Raw genomic sequence first — 3,284 nt, forward strand, 5'->3', positions numbered from 1 at the left:
GTGGCCGACCTCGGCGAGCAGCCGCCGTACGATGTGTTTGCGCCCTTCGTGCAGGGTCAGCTCGACCTGGGCGGTACGCCCCAGACTGTCCACCAGTGGCTCAGAGGTCGGTGACGCGGACGCCGGCGTGCGCCTTGTAGCGCTTGTTGATGGCGATCAGGTTGGCGGTGAACGCCTCGATCTGGTGGGCGTTGCGCAGCCGTCCAGCGTAGATGCCGCGCATGCCGGAGATGCGGGCGGCGAGCGCGCCGACGATGCCGACCAACTCCCGCTCCTCGGTGCAGATCAGCACGTCGAGTTCGATCCGCTCGATCTCCGGGTCGGCCAGCAGCGGGGCGCTGACGTGGTTGAACGCCGCGCAGACGCGGGAGTCCGGCAGCAGCGCGGCGGCCTGCTGGACGGCGCTGCCCTCGGGCACGGCCAGCGCGTACGGGCCGTGCTTGTCGAAGCCGAGCGGATTGACGCAATCGACCACGATCTTGCCGGCGAGTGGTTCGGCGAGAGCGGCGACCGTCGCGGCGTGCCCGTCCCAGGGCACCGCGATGATCACTACGTCGCTACGGCGGGCCACCTCGTCGTTGGCGGCACCGGTGACGCTACCGGCGGCCGGCACGCCGGGCAGCGCGGCGATCTCCGCAGCCGACTGCGCGGCCCGCTCGGCGGAACGAGAGCCGATCAGCACCGCCTGGCCGGCCCGGGCGAACCGGTAGGCGAGCCCTCGGCCCTGGTCACCGGTGCCGCCGATGATGCCGACGGTGAGCCCGGACACATCGGGCAGGGTGCTCGCGTCGTATGCCATGGTCGTCATCCTCGCAAATCCACCGCCCCGGCAGCAGCGACTGGTGCTGTGACAAACCCCGCTGCGGACTCTACCGAGAGGTGCCGCGACGGGCTCAGGCGAGTTCGAAGCCGACCGAGCGGGTGACCGGGTCGGCGGCGATCAGGCGGACCCGCACCCGCGTACCCAACGGCAGCTCGCCGACGCAGCGGGCGCGTACCGGCGGGTCGTCCAGGGCGACGGTGCCACCGGGCGGGCGGCCGGGACGGGCCTTGCCGTTCGACGGCGCGTCCACGTCCAGCACCGCGGCGTCGAACGTCTCGCCGACCCGGTGCGCCAGCAGTACCGCCTCGGCCAGGTCGATGGCGCCCCGGCTGGCCGCCGACGCGGCGCGATCCGTCGCGGCCATCACCGCAGGCAGCCGGGGCAGCGCCGCTCGGGCCCAGTCGGGCACCTCGCGGCCGTCATGCAGGGCGAGGCAGACCTCCGTGGCGTACCGATCGGCCAGTCGCCGCAACGGCGCCGTGACATGGGCGTACGCAGCGGCGACCCCGCCGTGCGCCGGCTGCCCGGGCAACTCGCCGTCGAAGGCGGTGTACGCGGCCGACCGCATCAGCTCGGCCGCCTGATCGACGAAGGCCGCGGCCCGGGGCTGGGCCGGGTCCAGCCCGACCAGCAGCTCACCGACGCCCACGTCGTCCGGCCACTGCACGCCCAGCGGGGCCGCCGCCGCGCGCAGCCGCTGCACCGCCTCGGGCTTCGGCGGTGGCATCGTCCGCAACAGGCCGACCCCGCCGGCCAGCATGAGATCCGCGGCGACCATCCCGGTGAGCAGGGAGATCTGCGCGTTGTGTTCCTCCATCGGCACCGGCGCCCGCAGCACGAGCCGCCAGCCGTCGCCGTCGGCCTCCACGTCCTGCTCGGGAATCGGCAGGTTGATCGCGCCCCGGCGGAGTCCTCGGGCGGTGAGCAGGGCACCGATCTCGGGCAGCAGCGCGATCGGCTCCGGCAGCCGACCCGCGTCGGCGTCGGCCTGCACCCCGGCGTAGTCCAGCTTGGCCCGGCTGCGGACCAGCGCACGTTCCACCAGCACGGCGACGGTGCCGCCGTCGGCGTCCAGGTCGATGGTCCACAGCACGGCCGCCCGGTCGACGTCGGGCAGCAGGCTCGCCGCGCCCTCGCCGAGGATGTGCGGGTGCAGCGGCACGTTGCCGTCGGGCAGGTAGACGGTCTGCCCGCGCCGCCAGGTCTCCTCCTCCAGCGCGCCACCCGGGCGTACGTGCGCGGCGACGTCGGCTATCGCGTACCGCACCCGGAAACCGCCACCGGCGCGGCGGGTGAGGTGCATCGCCTGGTCCAGGTCCCGCGAGCCGGGCGGGTCGATCGTGACCAGCGGGATGTCCGTGCGGTCGGTGGCCGGCCGGGGCGGCGCGGCGGCGGCCTCCTCGGCCTCCCGCTGCGCCGCCTCCGGATAGAGCTCGGGCAGGTCCAACTCGCGGCGCAACGCACCGAAGTCGATGCGGGGCGCGAGGACGCGTCGGATGACCATGGGTCAATCCTGACAGCGCGCCGCACGCGCCGCCCTCCACCGACCGACGGTCGTCTGGCGTACGCCGGGTCAGCCGGCCGCCTTCCGCGCGGTGCCGGCCCGCCCGGTCGACGCCGTACGCGTGGTCGCCTTACGCCCGGTCGCCGTGCGCGCGGGAGCCTTGGCGGCGGTGGACTTCTTCGCGGTGCTGCTCGCCCTGGTGGTGGCCTTCCGCGCGGGCGCCTTCGCCGCGGTCGCCTTGCGCGCACCCGACGCGGGTCGCGCCGACGCCACCGTGGCCTTCTTGGCGGGGGCGGTCTTCCGCGCCGTGGTCGCCTTGCTCGCCGTTGCCTTCTTCGCGGGTGCCTTCTTCGCGGCGGTCTTCCGGGCCGGGGTCCGGGTCGTCGCCGACGTGGTCTTTCGTGCCGGGGCCTGTCCCGCCGCCGATACGGTCTTGCGTGCCGGCGCGGCGGCCTTCCGGGCGGGTGCCTTCTTCGCCGTCGACTTCGCTGCGGTCGTCTTTGCCGCGGTCGTCTTTGCCGCGGTCGTCTTTGCCGCGGCACCAGCCCTGGTCGTGGCCTTCCGCGCGGGCGTCGTCGCAGTCGTCCGACGCGCGCCCGTCGCGGGCCGGGTCGCCGCCGCCGTCGTGGCCCGCTTGGCCGGGGCGGCCTTCCGCCCCGTGGCCGCCTTGCCCGCGGGCGCCTTCTTGGCGGGTGCCTGCTTCGCCGCGGTCTTCCGGGCCCCGGTCGTCACCGAGGTGGTCTTGCGCGCCGTGGTCGTCCGAGCCGCCGCCGTGGTCTTCTTCGCGGGCGCCTTGCGCGCGCCCGACACGGCCTTCGCCGCCGTCACGCCGGCCTTCGCCGGAGCCCTCTTCGCGGGGGCCTTCTTCGCCGCCGTCGACTTCGCCGCCGTCGTCTTCGCGGGGGCCTTCTTCGCCGACCATCACCCGCCTGAGCAGGCCGGCGGCCGTACGGTGCC

At 74.8% G+C, this 3,284-nt stretch carries 3 protein-coding genes and 1 pseudogene; 1 reads left to right on the top strand and 3 read right to left on the bottom strand.

The features are described from left to right. The 3 genes and pseudogenes from AB0M52_RS32460 to AB0M52_RS32470 all read right to left on the bottom strand — a co-directional run. Window positions 1-96, bottom strand: a pseudogene (locus AB0M52_RS32460) (MFS transporter); the annotation flags it as partial. A 4-nt stretch (window positions 97-100) separates the two neighbouring features. Then, window positions 101-799 (bottom strand): NADPH-dependent F420 reductase, encoded by a 699-nt coding sequence (gene npdG, locus AB0M52_RS32465; RefSeq protein ID WP_363961584.1) that lies wholly within the window; start codon window positions 797-799, stop codon window positions 101-103. Window positions 800-893: 94 nt separating this feature from the next. Then, complete coding sequence (locus tag AB0M52_RS32470) at window positions 894-2,327, bottom strand: RNB domain-containing ribonuclease (protein WP_363961586.1); 1,434 nt, start codon at window positions 2,325-2,327, stop codon at window positions 894-896. Between the two features lie 184 nt (window positions 2,328-2,511). Here AB0M52_RS32470 and AB0M52_RS32475 point away from each other — a divergent pair. Next, on the top strand, window positions 2,512-3,284 hold a 773-nt coding region (locus AB0M52_RS32475), incomplete at its 3' end, for a hypothetical protein (RefSeq protein ID WP_363961588.1).

It is taken from the genome of Micromonospora sp. NPDC051296, from assembly GCF_040682255.1.
GTDB lineage: Bacteria > Actinomycetota > Actinomycetes > Mycobacteriales > Micromonosporaceae > Micromonospora > Micromonospora craterilacus.